This is a genomic window from Saccharopolyspora rectivirgula DSM 43747 (genome assembly GCF_000497205.1).
Taxonomy (GTDB): Bacteria; Actinomycetota; Actinomycetes; order Mycobacteriales; family Pseudonocardiaceae; genus Saccharopolyspora; species Saccharopolyspora rectivirgula.
This window is the reverse complement of record NZ_AYJW01000049.1, coordinates 14,314-30,812: the sequence shown is the minus strand read 5'-3', so window position 1 is coordinate 30,812 and position 16,499 is coordinate 14,314. Positions and strand designations below refer to the sequence as shown.

At 68.4% G+C, this 16,499-nt stretch carries 18 protein-coding genes; 5 read left to right on the top strand and 13 right to left on the bottom strand.

The window, feature by feature from the left end:
- Together SREC43747_RS0113810 and SREC43747_RS0113805 are read right to left on the bottom strand one after the other, a co-directional pair.
- Positions 1-2,021: penicillin acylase family protein (locus tag SREC43747_RS0113810; RefSeq protein WP_081722593.1), on the bottom strand; the 2,021-nt coding region annotated here is incomplete at its 3' end.
- A 117-nt stretch (positions 2,022-2,138) separates the two neighbouring features.
- The gene (locus SREC43747_RS0113805) at positions 2,139-2,594 is read right to left on the bottom strand and encodes a MarR family winged helix-turn-helix transcriptional regulator (protein ID WP_029721866.1); all 456 of its coding nucleotides are present in this window, start codon (positions 2,592-2,594) and stop codon (positions 2,139-2,141) included.
- Between the two features lie 81 nt (positions 2,595-2,675).
- Here SREC43747_RS0113805 and SREC43747_RS0113800 point away from each other — a divergent pair, with 81 nt between their 5' ends.
- A complete protein-coding gene (locus SREC43747_RS0113800) occupies positions 2,676-3,455 on the top strand; it encodes a dioxygenase family protein (RefSeq protein ID WP_029721865.1) in 780 nt (259 codons plus the stop codon).
- 58 nt (positions 3,456-3,513) lie between these two features.
- On the opposite strand, the gene SREC43747_RS0113795 is transcribed toward SREC43747_RS0113800, so the two are convergent.
- Positions 3,514-4,326: a serine protease gene (locus tag SREC43747_RS0113795; RefSeq protein ID WP_029721864.1), complete on the bottom strand. Its 813-nt coding sequence runs from the start codon at positions 4,324-4,326 to the stop codon at positions 3,514-3,516.
- Between the two features lie 734 nt (positions 4,327-5,060).
- Here SREC43747_RS0113795 and SREC43747_RS0113790 point away from each other — a divergent pair.
- A complete protein-coding gene (locus tag SREC43747_RS0113790) occupies positions 5,061-5,582 on the top strand; it encodes a PH domain-containing protein (protein WP_029721863.1) in 522 nt (173 codons plus the stop codon).
- Complete coding sequence (locus tag SREC43747_RS0113785) at positions 5,579-7,048, top strand: PH domain-containing protein (protein WP_029721862.1); 1,470 nt, start codon at positions 5,579-5,581, stop codon at positions 7,046-7,048. The genes SREC43747_RS0113790 and SREC43747_RS0113785 overlap by 4 nt, the downstream gene beginning before the upstream one ends.
- Positions 7,049-7,079: 31 nt before the next feature.
- On the opposite strand, the gene SREC43747_RS0113780 is transcribed toward SREC43747_RS0113785, so the two are convergent.
- From SREC43747_RS0113780 to SREC43747_RS0113770, 3 genes are all read right to left on the bottom strand, one after another.
- Positions 7,080-7,268 carry a DUF397 domain-containing protein gene (locus tag SREC43747_RS0113780; RefSeq protein WP_029721861.1) on the bottom strand — a complete coding sequence of 63 codons (189 nt, stop codon included), beginning with the start codon at positions 7,266-7,268 and terminating at the stop codon, positions 7,080-7,082.
- A complete protein-coding gene (locus SREC43747_RS0113775; protein ID WP_236623192.1) occupies positions 7,269-8,111 on the bottom strand; it encodes a helix-turn-helix domain-containing protein in 843 nt (280 codons plus the stop codon).
- Between the two features lie 150 nt (positions 8,112-8,261).
- Positions 8,262-9,998, bottom strand: coding sequence for a pyruvate dehydrogenase (locus SREC43747_RS0113770; protein WP_029721859.1), 1,737 nt, complete (start codon positions 9,996-9,998; stop codon positions 8,262-8,264).
- Between the two features lie 200 nt (positions 9,999-10,198).
- Here SREC43747_RS0113770 and SREC43747_RS21350 point away from each other — a divergent pair, with 200 nt between their 5' ends.
- Both SREC43747_RS21350 and bcp read left to right on the top strand, forming a co-directional pair.
- Positions 10,199-10,360 (top strand): hypothetical protein, encoded by a 162-nt coding sequence (locus SREC43747_RS21350; RefSeq protein ID WP_160173042.1) that lies wholly within the window; start codon positions 10,199-10,201, stop codon positions 10,358-10,360.
- A gap of 48 nt (positions 10,361-10,408) precedes the next feature.
- Positions 10,409-10,882, top strand: a complete 474-nt coding sequence (bcp, locus tag SREC43747_RS0113760; RefSeq protein WP_029721858.1) for a thioredoxin-dependent thiol peroxidase — start codon at positions 10,409-10,411, stop codon at positions 10,880-10,882.
- 35 nt (positions 10,883-10,917) lie between these two features.
- Here bcp and SREC43747_RS0113755 read toward each other — a convergent pair whose 3' ends face one another.
- The 7 genes from SREC43747_RS0113755 to SREC43747_RS0113725 all read right to left on the bottom strand — a co-directional run bounded on the left by SREC43747_RS0113755 (position 10,918) and on the right by SREC43747_RS0113725 (position 16,494).
- Positions 10,918-11,682: a sulfite exporter TauE/SafE family protein gene (locus tag SREC43747_RS0113755; RefSeq protein ID WP_236623191.1), complete on the bottom strand. Its 765-nt coding sequence runs from the start codon at positions 11,680-11,682 to the stop codon at positions 10,918-10,920.
- Between the two features lie 103 nt (positions 11,683-11,785).
- Positions 11,786-12,391 carry an RdgB/HAM1 family non-canonical purine NTP pyrophosphatase gene (gene rdgB, locus SREC43747_RS0113750; protein WP_029721856.1) on the bottom strand — a complete coding sequence of 202 codons (606 nt, stop codon included), beginning with the start codon at positions 12,389-12,391 and terminating at the stop codon, positions 11,786-11,788.
- Complete coding sequence (rph, locus tag SREC43747_RS0113745) at positions 12,388-13,143, bottom strand: ribonuclease PH (RefSeq protein ID WP_029721855.1); 756 nt, start codon at positions 13,141-13,143, stop codon at positions 12,388-12,390. The genes rdgB and rph overlap by 4 nt, the downstream gene beginning before the upstream one ends.
- A gap of 59 nt (positions 13,144-13,202) precedes the next feature.
- Positions 13,203-13,973, bottom strand: a complete 771-nt coding sequence (locus SREC43747_RS0113740; protein ID WP_029721854.1) for an MBL fold metallo-hydrolase — start codon at positions 13,971-13,973, stop codon at positions 13,203-13,205.
- Positions 13,970-14,785: a glutamate racemase gene (murI, locus tag SREC43747_RS0113735; RefSeq protein ID WP_029721851.1), complete on the bottom strand. Its 816-nt coding sequence runs from the start codon at positions 14,783-14,785 to the stop codon at positions 13,970-13,972. The genes SREC43747_RS0113740 and murI overlap by 4 nt, the downstream gene beginning before the upstream one ends.
- On the bottom strand, positions 14,782-15,375 hold the full coding sequence (locus SREC43747_RS0113730) for a rhomboid family intramembrane serine protease (protein WP_037332015.1): 594 nt from the start codon (positions 15,373-15,375) through the stop codon (positions 14,782-14,784). The genes murI and SREC43747_RS0113730 overlap by 4 nt, the downstream gene beginning before the upstream one ends.
- Positions 15,376-15,543: 168 nt before the next feature.
- Entirely contained in the window at positions 15,544-16,494 is a 951-nt protein-coding gene (locus tag SREC43747_RS0113725) for a PLP-dependent cysteine synthase family protein (protein WP_029721847.1), read from the bottom strand.
- Positions 16,495-16,499 lie beyond the last annotated feature (5 nt).

Below are 16,499 nucleotides of genomic sequence, written 5' to 3'. Positions count from 1 at the left end.
GCACCGCCGCGGACTGGGCCGCGCCCCCGCAACCCGGCTGCCTTGACCAGTTCGACCAGTTGGTCCGGGTGCGCCCGCAAGGCCTTCCGCAGCGCGGTGTAACCGCCCTGCCGCTCGATCGGCATTCCCGGGTCCACGAGCGGGCTGCGCACCACGTTGGCACCGGAGTTGAAGTAGGCGGTGTCGTGGGCGTCGACGTAGAACCAGTTGAAGGTGTAGTTGATGTCGTGCGCGGCGCGCTGGAAGTCCTCCGCCGAGCGGATCGCGTCGGGGTCGTTGAACTTCTGGAACCCGATGATGGAGTCCACTTCGTGCAGGAAGGTGGAGCGCGCGGTGGTGTAGGCGACGGGCTTGCCGTCGATGGTGGCGCGGTGGGTCACCGGCCCGTAGTGGGTGCGGTAGGAGACCAGCCGGTAGGAGCCGCTGGGGGTGTCGTCGCCCAGGTTGGGTTCCCAGGCGTTGTACCGCTCGACGGTGCGGAACGGCACGCACTCGCCGTGGAACTCGTAGAAGTTCGACTCCTTGGTGGCCGGGCTGCCGTCCGGTTCGCACAGTTCGACGGCGTAGGTGTCGATGATGTCCTGGGAGGCGGTGGTGGCGCTCCAGGCGTAGTCCTGGCCGCGGCCGAGCAGCACGTAGAAGCTCAGTCCCGCGAACGAGGCGCCTTTCGCGGAGATGCCCGGGCCTTGCAGCTCCTGGAGGGTGAGCAGCTGGGGGGAGAAGTACCCGGTCTGCGGACCGAACACGGCCACCGGGTTGCCGCTTTCGGTGTGCGCACCGGAGACGACCAGCGCGTTGGACATGCCGCGGGGCTCTCCCATGCCTTCGGGGACGACCCCGTCGTTGAAGATGCCGCGGAGGCTTTCCACCGGGTCGTCGGTTCGGGCCGTGGTGCCGGTTTCCGGTTGGCTGGTCTTCTGCACCGGTTCGGCCGCTGATCCGGTGGGGTCGAAGACGAGTTGCTGCTCCTCCACCGAGCCGGGGTCGGGCAGGGCGACTCCTTCGGGGTTCTCCGGGGCCACCGCGTACGGGAAGGTGGAGCCGTCGTGGATGGTGGTGATCGCTTCGGGGTCGTTGGCGCCGCGGAAGGCCTGCCAGACCTGCTCGCCGCGCTCGGGACCGAAGCGCTCGTGCAGGGCCATGCGGGCGATGGCGTTCTCGACCTCGTGGCCGCCACCGCCGCCGAACTGGGCACCGACCAGGGAGGCCAGCACCACCAGGTCGGTGAGCTCGAACGGCTCGATGGTCCCTTCGTTGGTGATCGGGTTGACGTGGCCGGTGGCGACGTACTCGCCCGGGAAGAAGCGTCCTTCGTGCGCTTCCCGGATGTAGGCGTTGATTCCCTCTACATAGGACTTGGCATCGGCCAGGGCTTGCTTTCCGCGTTCCCCTCGGGCCGCCACCGCCTCGATCTGCTGCTGCAGTTCTTCTTCCGTGTACGGCGAGACGGCGAAGAACTGCTGCTCCAGTTCCCGGTTGGCGGGCGCTCCCCCGGCGAACGAGGTGAGTTCGCCGCGCCCGGCCCGCCGCATGGCGTCCATCAGGAACAGCTTGTCCTCCGCGACCGCGTAGCCGGCGCCGAACATGGTTCCGGATCGGGTGGCGCCGTAGATGTGCGGCACACCGGCGGTCTTGTCCCGGAGGATGGTCACATCAGCGCGGGGTTTGTAGCTGCGTTCGACTTCTTCGGCCGGGACTCCGAAGGAGTTGTCGTTGAAGAACTCCTGGATGGTGTCGGTGGTCAGGTGCTGGTACTGGCCGGCCAGGGCGTCGTACTCGTGGATCTGGTCGTCGGAGTGCCGCGGTCGAGCACCGGTCAGCTGGTGCGCGACGAGTTCGGCGAACGTGGCGTTGCCGTTCTGCCCCGGGGGCAATATGTGGTGGCACTGGTCACCGCAGTAATCATCGGGTGGTGCTGGGGTTCCTTCGGTTCGTTCGGCCGCTGATGCTGGCGCGAACAGCACGGAGCTGACGACGATTGCTGCGCCGAGAGCCGCTAAGGTGCGCTGACGTCGAAACATGCCAGTTCCTCTCGTTGGTCGCCAGCGCGAACGCTATCCATCCAAAAAGGAAAGAGAAATACCTTCACATTTGAGTTGCTCCGAACGGCCTAGCCACAACCCGCGACCGGCCTCCGGTCAGCGCTGCAATCGCCGGGACACCTCGCCCAGGCCGCTGGCCAGCGCGCGCAGCTGCTCCCGGCTCAGCACGTCGATCAGGTGCTCCCGGACCAGCTCCACGTGCCCAGGGGCGACTTCGCGCAGCTTCGCCCAGCCGGCTTCGGTGAGCACCGCGCAGACCCCGCGGTCGTCAGCGGGACTGGTCCGCCGCTGGACCAATCCGGCCTTCTCCAGCTGCGCCACCTGGTAGGTCAGCCCGCTCTTGGAGGTGACCAGCCTGCGGGCGAGCTCGGTCATGCGCAGCTCCCCGGACGGCTCGGCGGACAGCCGGACCAGGACCTCGTACTGCGGGTGGGACAACCCGGCCTGCTCGCGCAGCTGCTGCTCGACGCGCCGGATCACCAGATGGCTGGCTTCCAGGAAGGCCGTCCAGGCGGCCTTCTCCTCCTCGTCCAGCCAGCGCGGTTCGCTCATGCCCCCAGCCTACTGTTCAAATTTGAACCAAACGGCTACCGTGGGAAGTAGTTCAAATTCGAACTACTTGGAGCGAGCACCATGCCCACCGGAACCACCAGCCGGATGCCGACCATCTACCTCAGCCACGGCGCCCCACCCCTGGTCGACGACCCGCTCTGGACCGAGCAGCTGGCCTCCTGGGCGGCCGAGCTCCCCCGCCCGAAAGCCGTCCTGGTCGTCTCAGCGCACTGGGAGGAGGCACCGCTGGCCATCGGGGCCACCACCACGGTCCCGATGGTCCACGACTTCTGGGGCTTCCCGGAGCGCTACTACCAGGTGCAGTACCCCGCTCCCGGAGCCCCGGAGCTCGCCGACCGCGTGCGCGCCCTGCTGCGCACCCCTCGAACCCCGGTGCAGGACTTCCCGGACCGGGGCCTCGACCACGGCGCCTACGTGCCGCTGACCCAGATGTACCCGGACGCCGACATCCCCGTGCTCCAGGTGTCCATGCCCACCCTGGACCCGCAGCAGCTGGTGGAAATGGGCCGCAAACTGGCACCGCTGCGCGACGAAGGGGTGCTCATCGTGGCCAGCGGCTTCTTCACCCACAACCTGAAGGCGCTGCAGGAACCCACCGTTCCGAGCTGGTCGGTGGAATTCGACGCCTGGGGCGGAGAAGTGCTGGCCGCCTGCGACGTGGACGCGCTCCTCGACTTCGAGAACAAGGCCCCGGCCAGCCGACTGGCCCACCCCCGCACCGACCACTTCGCGCCGCTGTTCGTGGCGCTCGGCGCCGCCGGGGACGACGTGCACGAGAACCACGTCCCCATCGAAGGTTTCTGGTGGAACCTGGCCAAGCGCTCGGTGCAGTTCGGCTGACCCCGGAACGAGGACCGGCCGCGGACAGCGACTGCCCGCGGCCGGTCCATCCGCTCATTCAGCTGGAAAGACCACCACCGGTGGCGTTGATCTGCTCCACCAGGTCGTCGTAGTAGGCCCCGACACGGGCGTAGACACCCGGGTAGCCCGGCCGAGCGCAACCGTTCCCCCACGAAGTCACGCCGACCAGCTTGCCGTCCACCACCAGCGGGCCACCGGAGTCGCCCTGGCAAGCGTCCACTCCGCCTTCCGGATACCCGGCGCACACCATCGAATCCGGCGAGTACTCCTGGTAGGCGTCGGAGCAGTCCGAGTCCGAGACCACCGGAACCGTCGCCCGCTGCAGGTGGTCCGAAGGGGAACCGCCCTCACTGGTCAACCCCCAACCGAGCACGGTCGCTTCACCACCCGGCTGGTAACCGGGGTCGTCCGGACCGGCCAGCTCGATCGGAGATTGCTCCACTGAGGACTCCAGAGTCAGCACCGAGACGTCGTACCCAGCGGTGGGGGTCTGGTACTGCGGGTGCACCCAGATGTCGGTCACCGCGGTGACCGCACCTTCCTGCGAGCTCAGCTCGGTGCGCCCGCTGACCACGTTGATCTCCTCGGGCTGGGAACCATCCGTGCAGTGCGCCGCGGTCAGCACTTTGTTCGGAGCGACCAGCGAACCGCCGCAGAACTGCTGACCATCCGGGGTGACCAGTGCCACGGCGAACGGGTGATCGGCGATGTCCGCGTCCTGACCACCGACGACCAGCGGGGTCGCCCCAGCCTCCCCGGACGCCGCGTAGGCCGCCGACGCTCCCGTCAACGAAGCCAGCGCGAGCGCGGCCACACCGGTGAGCCGGGCGAGGGTTGAGACATCGGCCATCGTTCTCTCCTTGTGGGCGTCCAATGTGGGCACTTTTGCGATCAGTCACCCACGACCTGGATGCCTCGCACGATAACGTGGTTCCACCCCGGGGAAAACCACGTATGTTTCCCCGTTTTCCCATCTGGGACGGAAAAGAAATCGCGGAGTCCCCGGGACACCCCGACAGTCCCAGGGACTTCTCCCGCGACCGGATGACCAGCCATCCACCGCCGGCCCCGCACCGGCGGACAGAACACGCCAACCACCCCGGAAATCCCGTACGGCGTGTCCATCCCATGTTTACCGGAGGTTCAACTGGATTTTCCAGGTCTTTTCGGGGCAGTCGCCCCCCGGCGGATTCATCTGGTTGGCCTAATGCTCTCGCCGGTACCGCACCCGCCGTTCGCGCTCGGCAAGCTGGCATCCCGATCCCGGGGCGACGAGCGCGATCCGAACGGGTGCGAACCAGCCCAGACGGCGATCCGCGTCGCCCCAGCACGGACGCACGATCCTACGTTCCACCGAACGCGTCCATCCAGCACGCAACGGGTGGAGCACCCGCTCAGCACAATCGGGAGAAAACCGCCCCCCGACACACCGCGCCTTGGCAAACTGGACATTCCCCGCTTCGGTAACGTGAGGCAGGCCCCGGCTTCGCGCAGCACTGACCTGCTCAGCCAGCAGTCCTGCACCACGAGCCGGGCACCGCCCGAGCGCTGCTCACCGAGGCTGAGCGGAAGGAAGAAACCGCAGTGCCGAACGACTCGACTGAAACCGGCCTCCAGCTCCGGCCACCCCGCAACCGGGTGGAGCGCCGCGCCATCGGATGGTGGACCACCCACGCCCTGGCGCTCGCCGTCCCGGCGGTAGCGATCTCGGTGGTGCTGGTCACCGTGCTGCCGAACCTGCTGCCCGGCTGGGAGTTCTGGCTCGTCCTCGCGGCCGTCGTCATAGCCGTGCTGGCGGTGGGCTACCTGCTGGTGATGCCGATCTGGCGGTACCGGGTGCACCGCTGGGAAGTCGCCGAACACGCGGTGTACACCTTGTCGGGGTGGCTGTGGCAGGAGCGGCGGATCGCCCCGATGTCCCGGATCCAGACGGTGGACACCACGCGCGGGCCGCTGCAGCAGCTCTTCGGATTGGCCACCGTCACGGTGACCACGGCGTCCGCCGCCGGCCCGCTGAAGATCGACGGCTTGGACCGGCAACTGGCCGCGGACCTGGTCGAGCAGTTGACCGCGGTGACGCAAGCCAATCCGGGGGACGCCACGTGAACGCGCAGTGGAACCGGCTCTCCCCCAAGAGCATCGTGGCGCTGACCATGCCGGCCCTCGCGCCGTACCCGGTGACGATCCTGGTGATGGCCTTGGCCGGCGCCCGCCCCGCCGTCCTGGCGCTCACCACCCTGCTGTGGGTGCTCGGCGCCCTGCTGCTGGCCGCGGCGGTCGCGGTCGGCTGGTACTTCACCAAGTACCGGGTGACCGAGGAGCGCTTCGAACTGCGCCAGGGCATCCTGCTGCGCAGCCACCGGTCCATTCCGCGCGACCGCATCCGCAGCGTCGACCTCACCGCCGCGGTGCACTTCCGCCTGTTCGGACTGACCGTGCTGCGCATCGGCACCGGGGAACAGGGATCGGGCGCAACGGAGCTGAGGCTGACCGCGGTCGACCGGCAGCACGCGGAGGAAATGCGGACCGAACTGCTGCCGAGGACCACCGCGCCCGGCACCGGAACCCCCGATGAGGAACTGCTCGCGCGAATGCGACCGGCCTGGTTCGGCTACTCGCCGCTGACGTTCTCCTCGATGCTCATCGTGTGGGGTGCGATCGCTTCGGCCATCGGCTCGTTCTCGGACCTGTTCACCAGGTACGGCGTGTGGCGGTGGTTGCTGGAGGAAGCCCGCCTCGCGCCGGTGTTGCTCGCCGCGGCGGTCACGGGGCTGTTCCTGGCCACCGGGCTGATCGGTTCGCTGCTGGTGAATGTGGAGATGTGGTGGGATTTCCGGCTCCACCGGGAGGCCAGCGCGCTGCGCGTCCTGCGGGGTTTGCTGACCAGCCGCTCGATTTCGCTCGAACAGCGCCGGATGCGCGGGGTGGAGATCGCCGAACCGCTGCTGCTGCGCTGGTTCGGTGGTGCCCGGTTGAAAGCGATCACCACCGGGTTGAGCGAACAGCACAACAAGAAGCAGCCGGAGAGCAACGCCCTGCTCCCGCCGGCACCGCGGGACGAAGCGCACCGGGTCGCTGCGGTGGTGTTGCGCGAGCCCGGTTCCCCGCTGCGCGCCGAGTTCGCCCGCCACCCGCGGGTCGCCTTGCGGCGCCGGCTCACCTGGGCGCTCGTCCCCGCGCTCGTGATCGACGCGGCGCTGGCCGCGCTCTGGTGGCGGGGTTGGCTCCCCTCGACCTGGACCGCCGTGCTCACCGTGGTGGTGCTGGCCAGCGCGGTGGCCTTCGCCGTCGACGCCTACCGCAATCTCGGGCACCGGTTGGCAGAGCACTACCTGCTGGTCCGCAGCGGCACCGCGGTTCGGCGGACCGCGGCACTGCAGCGCCGCGGAATCATCGGATGGCGCATCCGCCAGTCGTTCTTCCAGCGGCGCGCGGGAGTGGCGACGGTCAGCGCCACCACTGCTGCCGGCGCGGGCATTTACCACGTGCGCGACGTGGAGGTGGGCGACGGCGTGCGGCTGGCTGACGAAGCCACTCCGGGCTTGCTGACTCCTTTCCTGGAACAGGAATAGGGCCAGATTTCGGCTCGCGAGGTGGTCGAGGTCAGTCGGCACCCGTTCTTTTGACCCAGGAGAGGAAGTCGTGCCAACGCTGCCAACTCAAGGTCAGCTGTCCGCCACCGCGGTCCTTGGTGTCGCGCACGACGACGCACCCGGTCCCGAAACCGATCTCGACGCACTGCCCCTGCCCCTGAGTCCGGCTGCTGGTCCGCCAGGCGACCCGCTGTTCCATCTACAGCTCCTCAATCCGGTTCTGGATCATCTGGACCGACCCCTCCGGATCAGCCGCATGAGCGCGCAGATGGTCCATCATCAGCACGTAATTGGCCAGTTCGATTTCCCGCTCCAGGTACAGCCCGCCCACGTGCGTTTCCAGGTAGACCAGGTCCGGATCGACCCCGGTGTCGAACCGCATGATCACGAACGGCCCCGCTTGCGCCGGGTGCGCTCCGGCGTCCAGCGGCATCACCTGCACCGTGACGTGGGGCAGCTCGATGACCTTCAGCAGGTACTCCAACTGCTCCCGGAGCACGTCCGGGCCACCGACGCAGCGCCGCAGGGCGGGTTCTCCGATGACCGCCCACAACTGCAGCGGATCTTCCCCGGTGATCCGCCGCTGCCGCTGGATGCGCAATTCGACGCGCCGGTTGATCTCAGCTTCGTCGGCGTGGATGAGCGTGGCTTTGGTGATGGCGTACGCGTACTCGGGTGTTTGCAGCAGGCCGGGAATGGCCTCGGATTCGTAGGTGTGGATCGAGGCCGCTGCTGCCTCCAATCCCACGTAGGTTTCGTACCAATCCGGCAGAACATCGCTGTAGGAGTGCCACCAGCCGCGCTTGCGGGCATCCCGGGCTAGGTTGATCAGTTGTTCCCGTTCGGCACCGTCCACTCCGTAAAAATCCAGCAGTGCCGACACATCACCGACCGATGGAGATCTCTTCGCTGTTTCGAATCTACCGATTTTCGCTTGTGTGCAGCCCAAATGCGCGGCCGCTTGTTGCTGTGTCACCCCCGCTGCTGTCCGCAGCCGCCGCAGCTCCGCAGCCAAGCGGCGACGACGTACGGTGGGACTCATAGTCATGCGCCCAGTCTCCACCAATGAATACGTCCCGTCATTACCCCATTACCCTTACGGTATTGCTGCTGAGCGGGCAACCATTTTCCGCGGAGCGTTGGCCGCGAATTCCTCTTCGCCGCAATCGGGGTGAACAGCTCGCGAATTCGGTCATGGGCGCGGAATATTCCGCAAATTGCTCCGAGCGAGTTGGACCATTCTGCCGACGCCACCGGAAAGCACCGTTCGGCTCACCGCCAGGGCGAATCCCTTCACCTGGCTCCCGGTGAGCTTCGGCGGAATGGAAAGCGCGTTCCGGTCGGTGACGACGTCCACCAGCGCCGGCCCCGGGTGTTGGAAAGCGGTCATCAGGGCTTCGCGCACATCCCCTGGATCAGTGACCCTGGTCGAATGGATCCCGGCCGCTGCCGCGATCGCCGCGAAATCGACGCTGTCGTAATCAGTCCCGTGGTCGGGCAATCCGTCCACCAGCATTTCCAGCTTCACCATGCCCAGGGAAGCGTTGTTGAAGGTCACCACTTTGACCGGGAGCTGGTACGTCCGCAGCGTGAGCAGCTCGCCCATCAGCATGGCCAGGCCGCCGTCCCCTGCCATCGCGATGACCTGCCGATCCGGGTAGGCGAACTGCGCCCCGATCGCTTGGGGCAACGCGTTGGCCATCGAACCGTGCTTGTACGAGCCGAGAACTCGCCGGCGGCCGTTCGGGGTGATGTAGCGGGCAGCCCACACATTGCACATCCCGGTGTCCACTGTGAACACAGCGTCGTCGGCTGCCACTTCGTCCAACACGTCAGCGACGTACTCCGGGTGGATCGGCACCCGGTTCTCCACGTTGGTGGTGTAGGCCTCGACCACCCGCTCCAACTGCTGCGCGTGGGTCTGCAGCATCCGGTCCAAGAACTGCCGATCCGTCTTCTGCTCCACCAGCGGCAGCACCGCGCGGATCGTTTCCCGGACGTCCCCGTGCACCGCCAAGTCCAGCTTGGTGCGCCGCCCCAGGTGCGCCGGTTCGATGTCGATCTGCACGGTGTTCCGCTGCGGGAGGAAGTTGTCGTAGGGGAAATCCGTGCCCAGCAGCACCACCAGGTCCGCGCTGTGCATCGCCTCGTAGCAGGCGCCGTACCCGAGCAGACCGCTCATCCCGACGTCGAACGGGTTGTCGTACTGGATCCACTCCTTGCCGCCCAGTGCGTGCCCGACCGGGGCGTTGAGCCGACCGGCCAGCTCCATGACCTCGTCGTGCGCCCCGCGCACCCCGGCCCCGCAGAACAGCATCACCTTCTCGGCCCTGTTGAGCGTCTCCGCCAACGCCTGCACCTCGGACTTGGCGGGCACCACGGCCGCAGGCTCCTCCCCCACGGGGCTCTGCTCCCCGGTCGGGTTGACGGCCTGCCGGTGCGCGAGGTCCCCCGGGAAGACGAGCACGGACACCCCGCGCTTGCTCCGCGCGGTCTGCACCGCGTGCCGCAGCAGCCGGGGCATCTGCTCCGGCTGGGACAGCAGCTCGCAGAAGTGGCTGCACTCGTTGAACAGCTCCTCCGGATGGGTTTCCTGGAAGAACTCGGTGCCGATCTGCTCGGAGGGGATGTGCGAGGCGAGGGCCAGCACCGGCGCGCCGCTGCGGTGCGCGTCGAACAACCCGTTGATCAAGTGCAGGTTCCCCGGCCCGCTGCTGCCCGCGCACGCCGCCAACCTCCCGGTCAGCTGCGCTTCGGCGCCGGCCGCGAACGCGCCCGCTTCCTCGTGGCGGACGTACACCCACTCCATCCCCTCGGTGCGCCGCACCGCATCGACAACCGGGTTGAGGCTGTCCCCCACGATGCCGTAGACGCGTTGCACCCCGGCTTGTTTGAGGATCTCGATGAACTGGTCGGCAACCGTGGGCATGTCGTCCTCCGGTGGAATCGGTGGCAGCGCCACCCTCCGTCTACGCGGGGGACCGGTCGGGCGCAACTCGAGAACCGCTGACCCGGGCGGTAACGACTTCCCGGGAGAATCCGATCACTTCGGCGAAAAGATCTTCTTCTCGAATTCATCCAGCTCGTAGAGCCCGAATTCGTTCAGGTCAGGAAGGCAGGGACGGAAAAGTGAGCGTCCGCCGGTACACCTTGTGCGCGGTAGCTGTGACCGCCTCGGCGGTGGCCGGTCTCATCACGGGCGGATTCCTCGCCGCAGAACGAGCCGAGCTGCGACCGGTCGACCCGGTTTCCCAGATCAGTTCGATCATCACTTCTGACGCAACGCGCTGAGCACCGGTGGCGGCCGGGTCGCAGACCCGTTCGGCTAGCGTCGGGGGCATGAGTGACCAGCAACGCCTCGCCCCGGGGGACGAAGCCCCGGAGTTCTCGCTGCCGGACGCGGACGGCAATGCGGTTTCGCTGAGCGACTACCGCGGTCGTTCCGTGGTGGTCTACTTCTACCCGGCCGCCAGCACCCCGGGCTGCACCAAGGAGGCCTGCGACTTCCGGGACAACCTGGCAGCGCTCAACGACGCCGGTTTCCACGTGCTCGGCATCTCCCCGGACAAGCCGGAGAAGCTCGCCAAGTTCCGGGACGCCGAGAAGTTGACCTTCCCGCTGCTGTCGGACGTCGACAAGTCCGTGATGACCCGGTGGGGGGCCTTCGGGGAGAAGAAGAACTACGGGCGGATCGTGCAGGGCGTCATCCGCTCCACGTTCGTGGTCGATCCCGAGGGAAAGATCGCCAAGGCGATGTACAACGTCAAGGCGACCGGCCACGTGGAGCGGCTGCGCAGGGAACTGGGAGTGTGACCCCCGATGGGCACCGCTGCGGCGGTGCCCATCGATCAATCCAGGAACAAGTACACCGCGACCGCGGCCGAGATCACCACGACCAGGTAGCGCAGCAGGTTGGACGGCAACTTCTGCGCCACCTTGCCGCCGAAGAAACCGCCCAGCACGGTGGTGGGCATCAGCAGCAGCACCGCCACCCAGTCCACCGGGGCCACCAGCGCGTACACCAACAGCGTGATCGCGCTGCCGATCAGCCCGAGCCAGCTCTTCAACGCGTTGAGCCGGCGCATCGTGTCGGTGGCGGCCAGCATCAGCACGGCGATCAGGATGACGCTCCGCGCGCCGCCGAAGTAGCCGCCGTAGATGGACACGGCGAACACCCCGAGGGTCAGCAGGACGAGCCGGTCCGCACCGTCCGCCTCCGGAGTGCCCAACCACCTGCGGATCGGGTTCTGCAGCGCCATGAGCAAGGCCGACAGCGCCACCAGGACGGGGACCACCGCGTCGAAAACCGACCCGGGCAGCGTCAGCAGCAGCACGCAGCCCAGCGCGGACCCGACCGCGGCCGCCGCCGAGGTCCACCACAGCCGTTTCGGGTTGCCGCGCAGGTCGGCGCGCTGGCTGACAGCGGCCCCGACGAAACCCGGTCCTTGCGCCACCGAGTTCGTCACGTTCGCCACCAGCGGCGTCATCCCGGTGGCCAGCAACGCCGGGAAGACCAGCAGGGAACCTCCACCGGCCACCGCGTTGATCGCCCCGGACAGGAAGCCGACCACGACCAGCATGGCCAGTTCGAGCCAATCGGTTAACACGGCCACCGAAGCTATCTGCTAAACGCCGCGGAATCCCCTCGGGGCGAGTTCTGTCACACCAGCAACACCGGTTCCCGCACGATTCGCGAACTTTCCAGACTGGACGGACTCAGTCGGCCAGCTCGCGGAGGCCGGGCAGCAGCAGCCGCAGCGCTTTGCCCCGGTGCGAGTGCGCGTCCTTCTCCTCCGGGGAGAGTTCGGCGCTGGTGCGCGTCTCCCCCTCCGGAACGAAGATCGGGTCGTAGCCGAAACCGTTGGTGCCGCGCGGCTCCCGGGTGATGGTGCCGGGCCATTCGGCGCGCACCACGGTCTGGGTGCCGTCCGGCAGCACCAGAGCGGCCGCGGCGACGAAAGCCGCCCCGCGGCGGTGGTCCGGCACGTCCGCCAACTGGCCGAGCAGCAGCTCCAGGTTGGCCTGGTCGTCACCGTGCTTGCCCGCCCACCGGGCGGAGAGCACACCGGGCATGCCGTTCAGCGCTTCCACCGCGATCCCGGAGTCGTCGGCGATCGACGGAAGCCCGGTGGCCTTCGCCGCGGCAGCGGCCTTGGCCACCGCGTTCTCCTCGAAGGTGGCGCCGGTTTCCGGCTCCTCCGGGAACGGGGGCACGTCGTCAAGGCCGATGATCTCCACCCCGGCCACGCTCGCCTCGGCGAGGATGCGGCGGAGCTCGGTGAGCTTCTTGCTGTTCCGGGTGGCCAGCACGACCCGCGTCACGATCCGCTCCCCGGCAGCTCGCCCGGGTACGGCAGGGCCAGCGCCTCGGCCTGCAGCTGGGACAGCTGGGCGCACCCGGCCAGCGCGAAGTCGATCATCTTGTCCATGGTGGAACGGGTGAAGGTGGCCCCTTCACCGGTGCCCTGCACCTCGACCAGCGTCCCGTGGTCGGTGGCCACCACGTTCATGTCCACCTCGGCGCGGGAGTCCTCCTCGTACGGCAGGTCCAGGCGGACCCGACCGTCCACCACGCCGACGCTCACCGCGGCCACCGAGCAGGACAGCGGCTTGGGGTCGTTCAACCTCCCGGCCGCCCCCAGCCAGGTCACCGCGTCGGCCAGCGCGACGTAGGCGCCGGTGATCGCAGCAGTACGAGTCCCGCCGTCGGCCTGGATGACATCGCAGTCCAGGGTGATGGTGTTCTCCCCCAGGGCCGCCAGGTCGATGCAAGCCCGCAGCGACCGGCCGATCAACCGGCTGATCTCGTGCGTGCGGCCACCGATGCGGCCCTTGACCGACTCCCGTGCGGTGCGGGTGTTGGTGGACGACGGGAGCATGGCGTACTCGGCGGTGACCCACCCGGCCCCGGAACCGGCGCGCCAGCGCGGCACGCCCTCCTGCACCGTGGCCGCGCACAGCACCCGGGTCCGACCGAACTCCACCAGCACCGACCCAGGCGGCCAGTCCTGGTATCCGCGCGTGATCCGTACCTCTCGGAGCTCGTCGTCGCTCCGCCCATCCGCTCGTACCACGTCCCACACCCTAAGCCCGCCGGCCCGCCCGGCTGCCGCGGGGCACCCGCGCAGCCGGATCAGATCTCGTAGGTGCGACCGGCTTCGACGAGCTCCACCTGACCGGTGAACTCAGCAGCGGCCTCCGCCAAGATCGCGCGCCGATCCACCCACGGCTGCAGGTGCGTCAGCAGCAGTCGCCGCACCCCGGCCTCCCGGGCCACCTGGGCCGCCTGCTTGCCGGACAGGTGCAGGTTCGGCGGAGCGTCCGGGAAGTCCGGCCAAGAGGCCTCCGACAACAGCACATCGGCGTCGGCGGCCAGCTCGTGCAGCTGCGGACACGGGCCGGTGTCACCGGTGTAGGCGAGCACCTTGCCCTCGGCCTCGATCCGGAAACCCCACGTCGGGCAGACGTGCGCCACCGGAACCGCCTGCACCTTCACGCCGCCGATGCTCACCGGCTCCTCGGAGATCGGCACGAATTCGAACACGTCCGACAGGTCGGTCTCCGCCCGTTCGGCCTCGTTCGGGGCGTACAGGGCGGCGAGCCGTTCCGGCGCTTCAGCGGGGGCGATCACCGGCAGCCGCTGGCTGGTCGGGTCGCCCGGTGGATCCGGGCGGTAGCGGCGGAGCACCGTCAGCGGCGCGAAATCCGCGCAGTGGTCTGGATGCAGGTGCGTCAGCAGCAACGCGCTCACGTGGAACGGGTCGGTGAACCGCTGCAGATTCCCGAGAGCCCCGTTCCCGAGGTCGAGCACGATGCGCGTGCCACCGGACTCCACCAGGTATCCCGAGCTCGGGGACGCTGGGCTCGGGATGCTACCGGAACAGCCGAGGATCGATAGTTTCACGCGGTTGAGCTTGACACGACGAACGGACGAACGGCACCGGCGGCCACCGAAGGGCCGAGGAACCGCTGGGCCGTTTTGGCGAACCGCTCCGGTGGCCCGGTGGGGCGGAATTCGTACACCGGTTCCTGCGTCCCCGAACTGAGCAGCTCTTTCTCGGTCAGCTGCCGCACCACGTCCTTGGCGGACTCTTCAGCACTGGAGACCAGCGTCACGTGGTCCCCCATCACCAACTGGATCACCCCGGTGAGCATCGGGTAGTGGGTGCAGCCCAGCACCAGGGTGTCCACCCCCGCCTGCTGCAGCGGGTCCAAGTAGCTCTGCGCCAACCCCAGCACCTGGCGCCCGCTGGTCACTCCCCGCTCGACGAACTCGGCGAACCGGGGGCAGGCCACCGTCGTCAGCTCGATGTCCGGGGCGGCGGTGAACGCGTCGTCGTAGGCCCGGGAGTTGATCGTGCCCTTGGTGCCGATCACCCCGATCCGGCGGTTGCGGGTGGTGGCCACCGCGCGCCGCACAGCCGGCAGGATCACTTCCACCACCGGGATCGAGTAGCGCTCGCGCGCGTCCCGCAAGCAGGCGGACGAGGCGGTGTTGCACGCGATCACCAGCATCTTCACCCCCTCCTCCACCAGCGAATCGGTGAAGGCGAGCGTGCGGGCGCGGACTTCCGCCAGCGGTTTGGGACCGTACGGGGCGTTGGCCGTGTCCCCCACGTAGCGCAGACTCTCGTTCGGCAACTGGTCCATGATCGCCCGCGCTACGGTGAGACCGCCAACCCCGGAATCGAAGATCCCGATCGGCGCATCGTTCACTCCGCCAGTGTGCCAGCCGCCCCGGTGGAATATCGGCGAGAATTAACCCGCGCCACAAGCCACGCCGCCAACAACCCGCCGAGCGCCCCGAACAGGTGCCCCTCCCAGGAGACCCCGGGTTGGCCGGGGAGCACGCCCCACAGCATCCCGCCCCAGTAGAGGAACAGCGCCGCCGCGACCAGGATCTGGCCGAGGCTGCGCACGAAGAAACCCCGCACCAGCAGGAAGACCATCCAGCCGAAGACGAGCCCGGAAGCCCCCAGGTGCAGCCCCGGGGACCCGAACAACCAGGTGCCCAGACCACCGACCACCCACACGGTCGCGGTCACCGCGAGGAACTGCTTGAACCCGCCGGACATCGCCAACCAGCCGAGCACCAGCAGCGGCACGGTGTTGGCCACGAGGTGCCCCCACCCGGCGTGCAGCAGCGGAGCCCAGCCGATGCCGTCCAGACCGTCGAGCTGGCGCGGCACGATCCCGTTGGCGTCCAGGTTGACCGGGGTGCTCGCGTCGTACAGCTCGATCCCGTAGAGCAGGCCGAGGAAGGCGAACATGGCCACGGCGGCGCGCAACGGGTGCTGCGGCAACACCCGCGCCGGGCGACGCTCGGGCAACCGGTTCACCCGACCCAGGCTACGCGACCGGTGCCCGGGCTTCCCACCGACGAACCGGTCCTCGGTTCGAACCGCACCCCGCTGACCTCCGCCCGGCATGAAAAAACCCCGCCTCGGCCGAGGCGGGGTTGGTCGACACGGGCATCACGCCCACAGCTGCCCTTCCAGGCGCTGCGCCGCTTCGTCCAGCGTGCCGCTGTAGGCTCCGGTCGACAGGTACTTCCACCCGGCGTCCGCCACGGTGAAGACGATGTCGGCGGTGTCCCCGTTGGCGGCGGCCTTCTCCGCGATCGTCAACGCCGCGTGGGCGACCGCGCCGGTGGAGATGCCGGCGAAGATGCCTTCGACTTCCAGCAGCTGGCGGGTCCTGCGGAGCGCGTCGTAGGAACCGACCGAGAACCGGCGGTTGAGCACCTGCTCGTCGTACAGCTCGGGCACGAAACCCTCGTCCAGGTTGCGCAGCCCGTACACCAGCTCACCGTAGCGGGGCTCGGCGGCCACGATCTGCACATCGGGCTTGTTCTGCTTGAGGTAGCGCCCGACCCCGACCAGGGTGCCGGTGGTGCCCAGGCCCGCCACGAAGTGCGTCACGCTGGGCAGGTCCCGCAGGATCTCCGGACCGGTGGTGCGGAAGTGCGCGTCGGCGTTCGCCGGGTTGCCGTACTGGTAGAGCATCACCCAGTCCGGGTTCTGCTCGGCCAGCTCCTTGGCCATGGCGACCGCCTGGTTGGAGCCACCGGCGGCCGGGGACGAGATGATCCGCGCCCCGAACGCCTGGAGCAGCTGACGACGCTCCTCCGAGGTGTTCTCCGGCATCACGCATACCAGGCCGTAGCCCTTCAGCTTGGCGGCCATGGCCAGCGAGATGCCGGTGTTGCCCGAGGTCGGCTCCAGAATGGTGCAACCGGCCGTCAGGCGACCTTCCTTCTCGGCCGCTTCGATCATTGCCAGCGCCGCGCGGTCCTTGATCGAACCGGTCGGATTGCGGTCTTCCAACTTCGCCCACAGCCGGACGTCGGGGGCAGGTGACAGACGCGGCAGCCCGACCAGCGGTGTGTCACCGAGGGCGTCCAGCAACGAGTCGTAGCGGGCCACAGCAA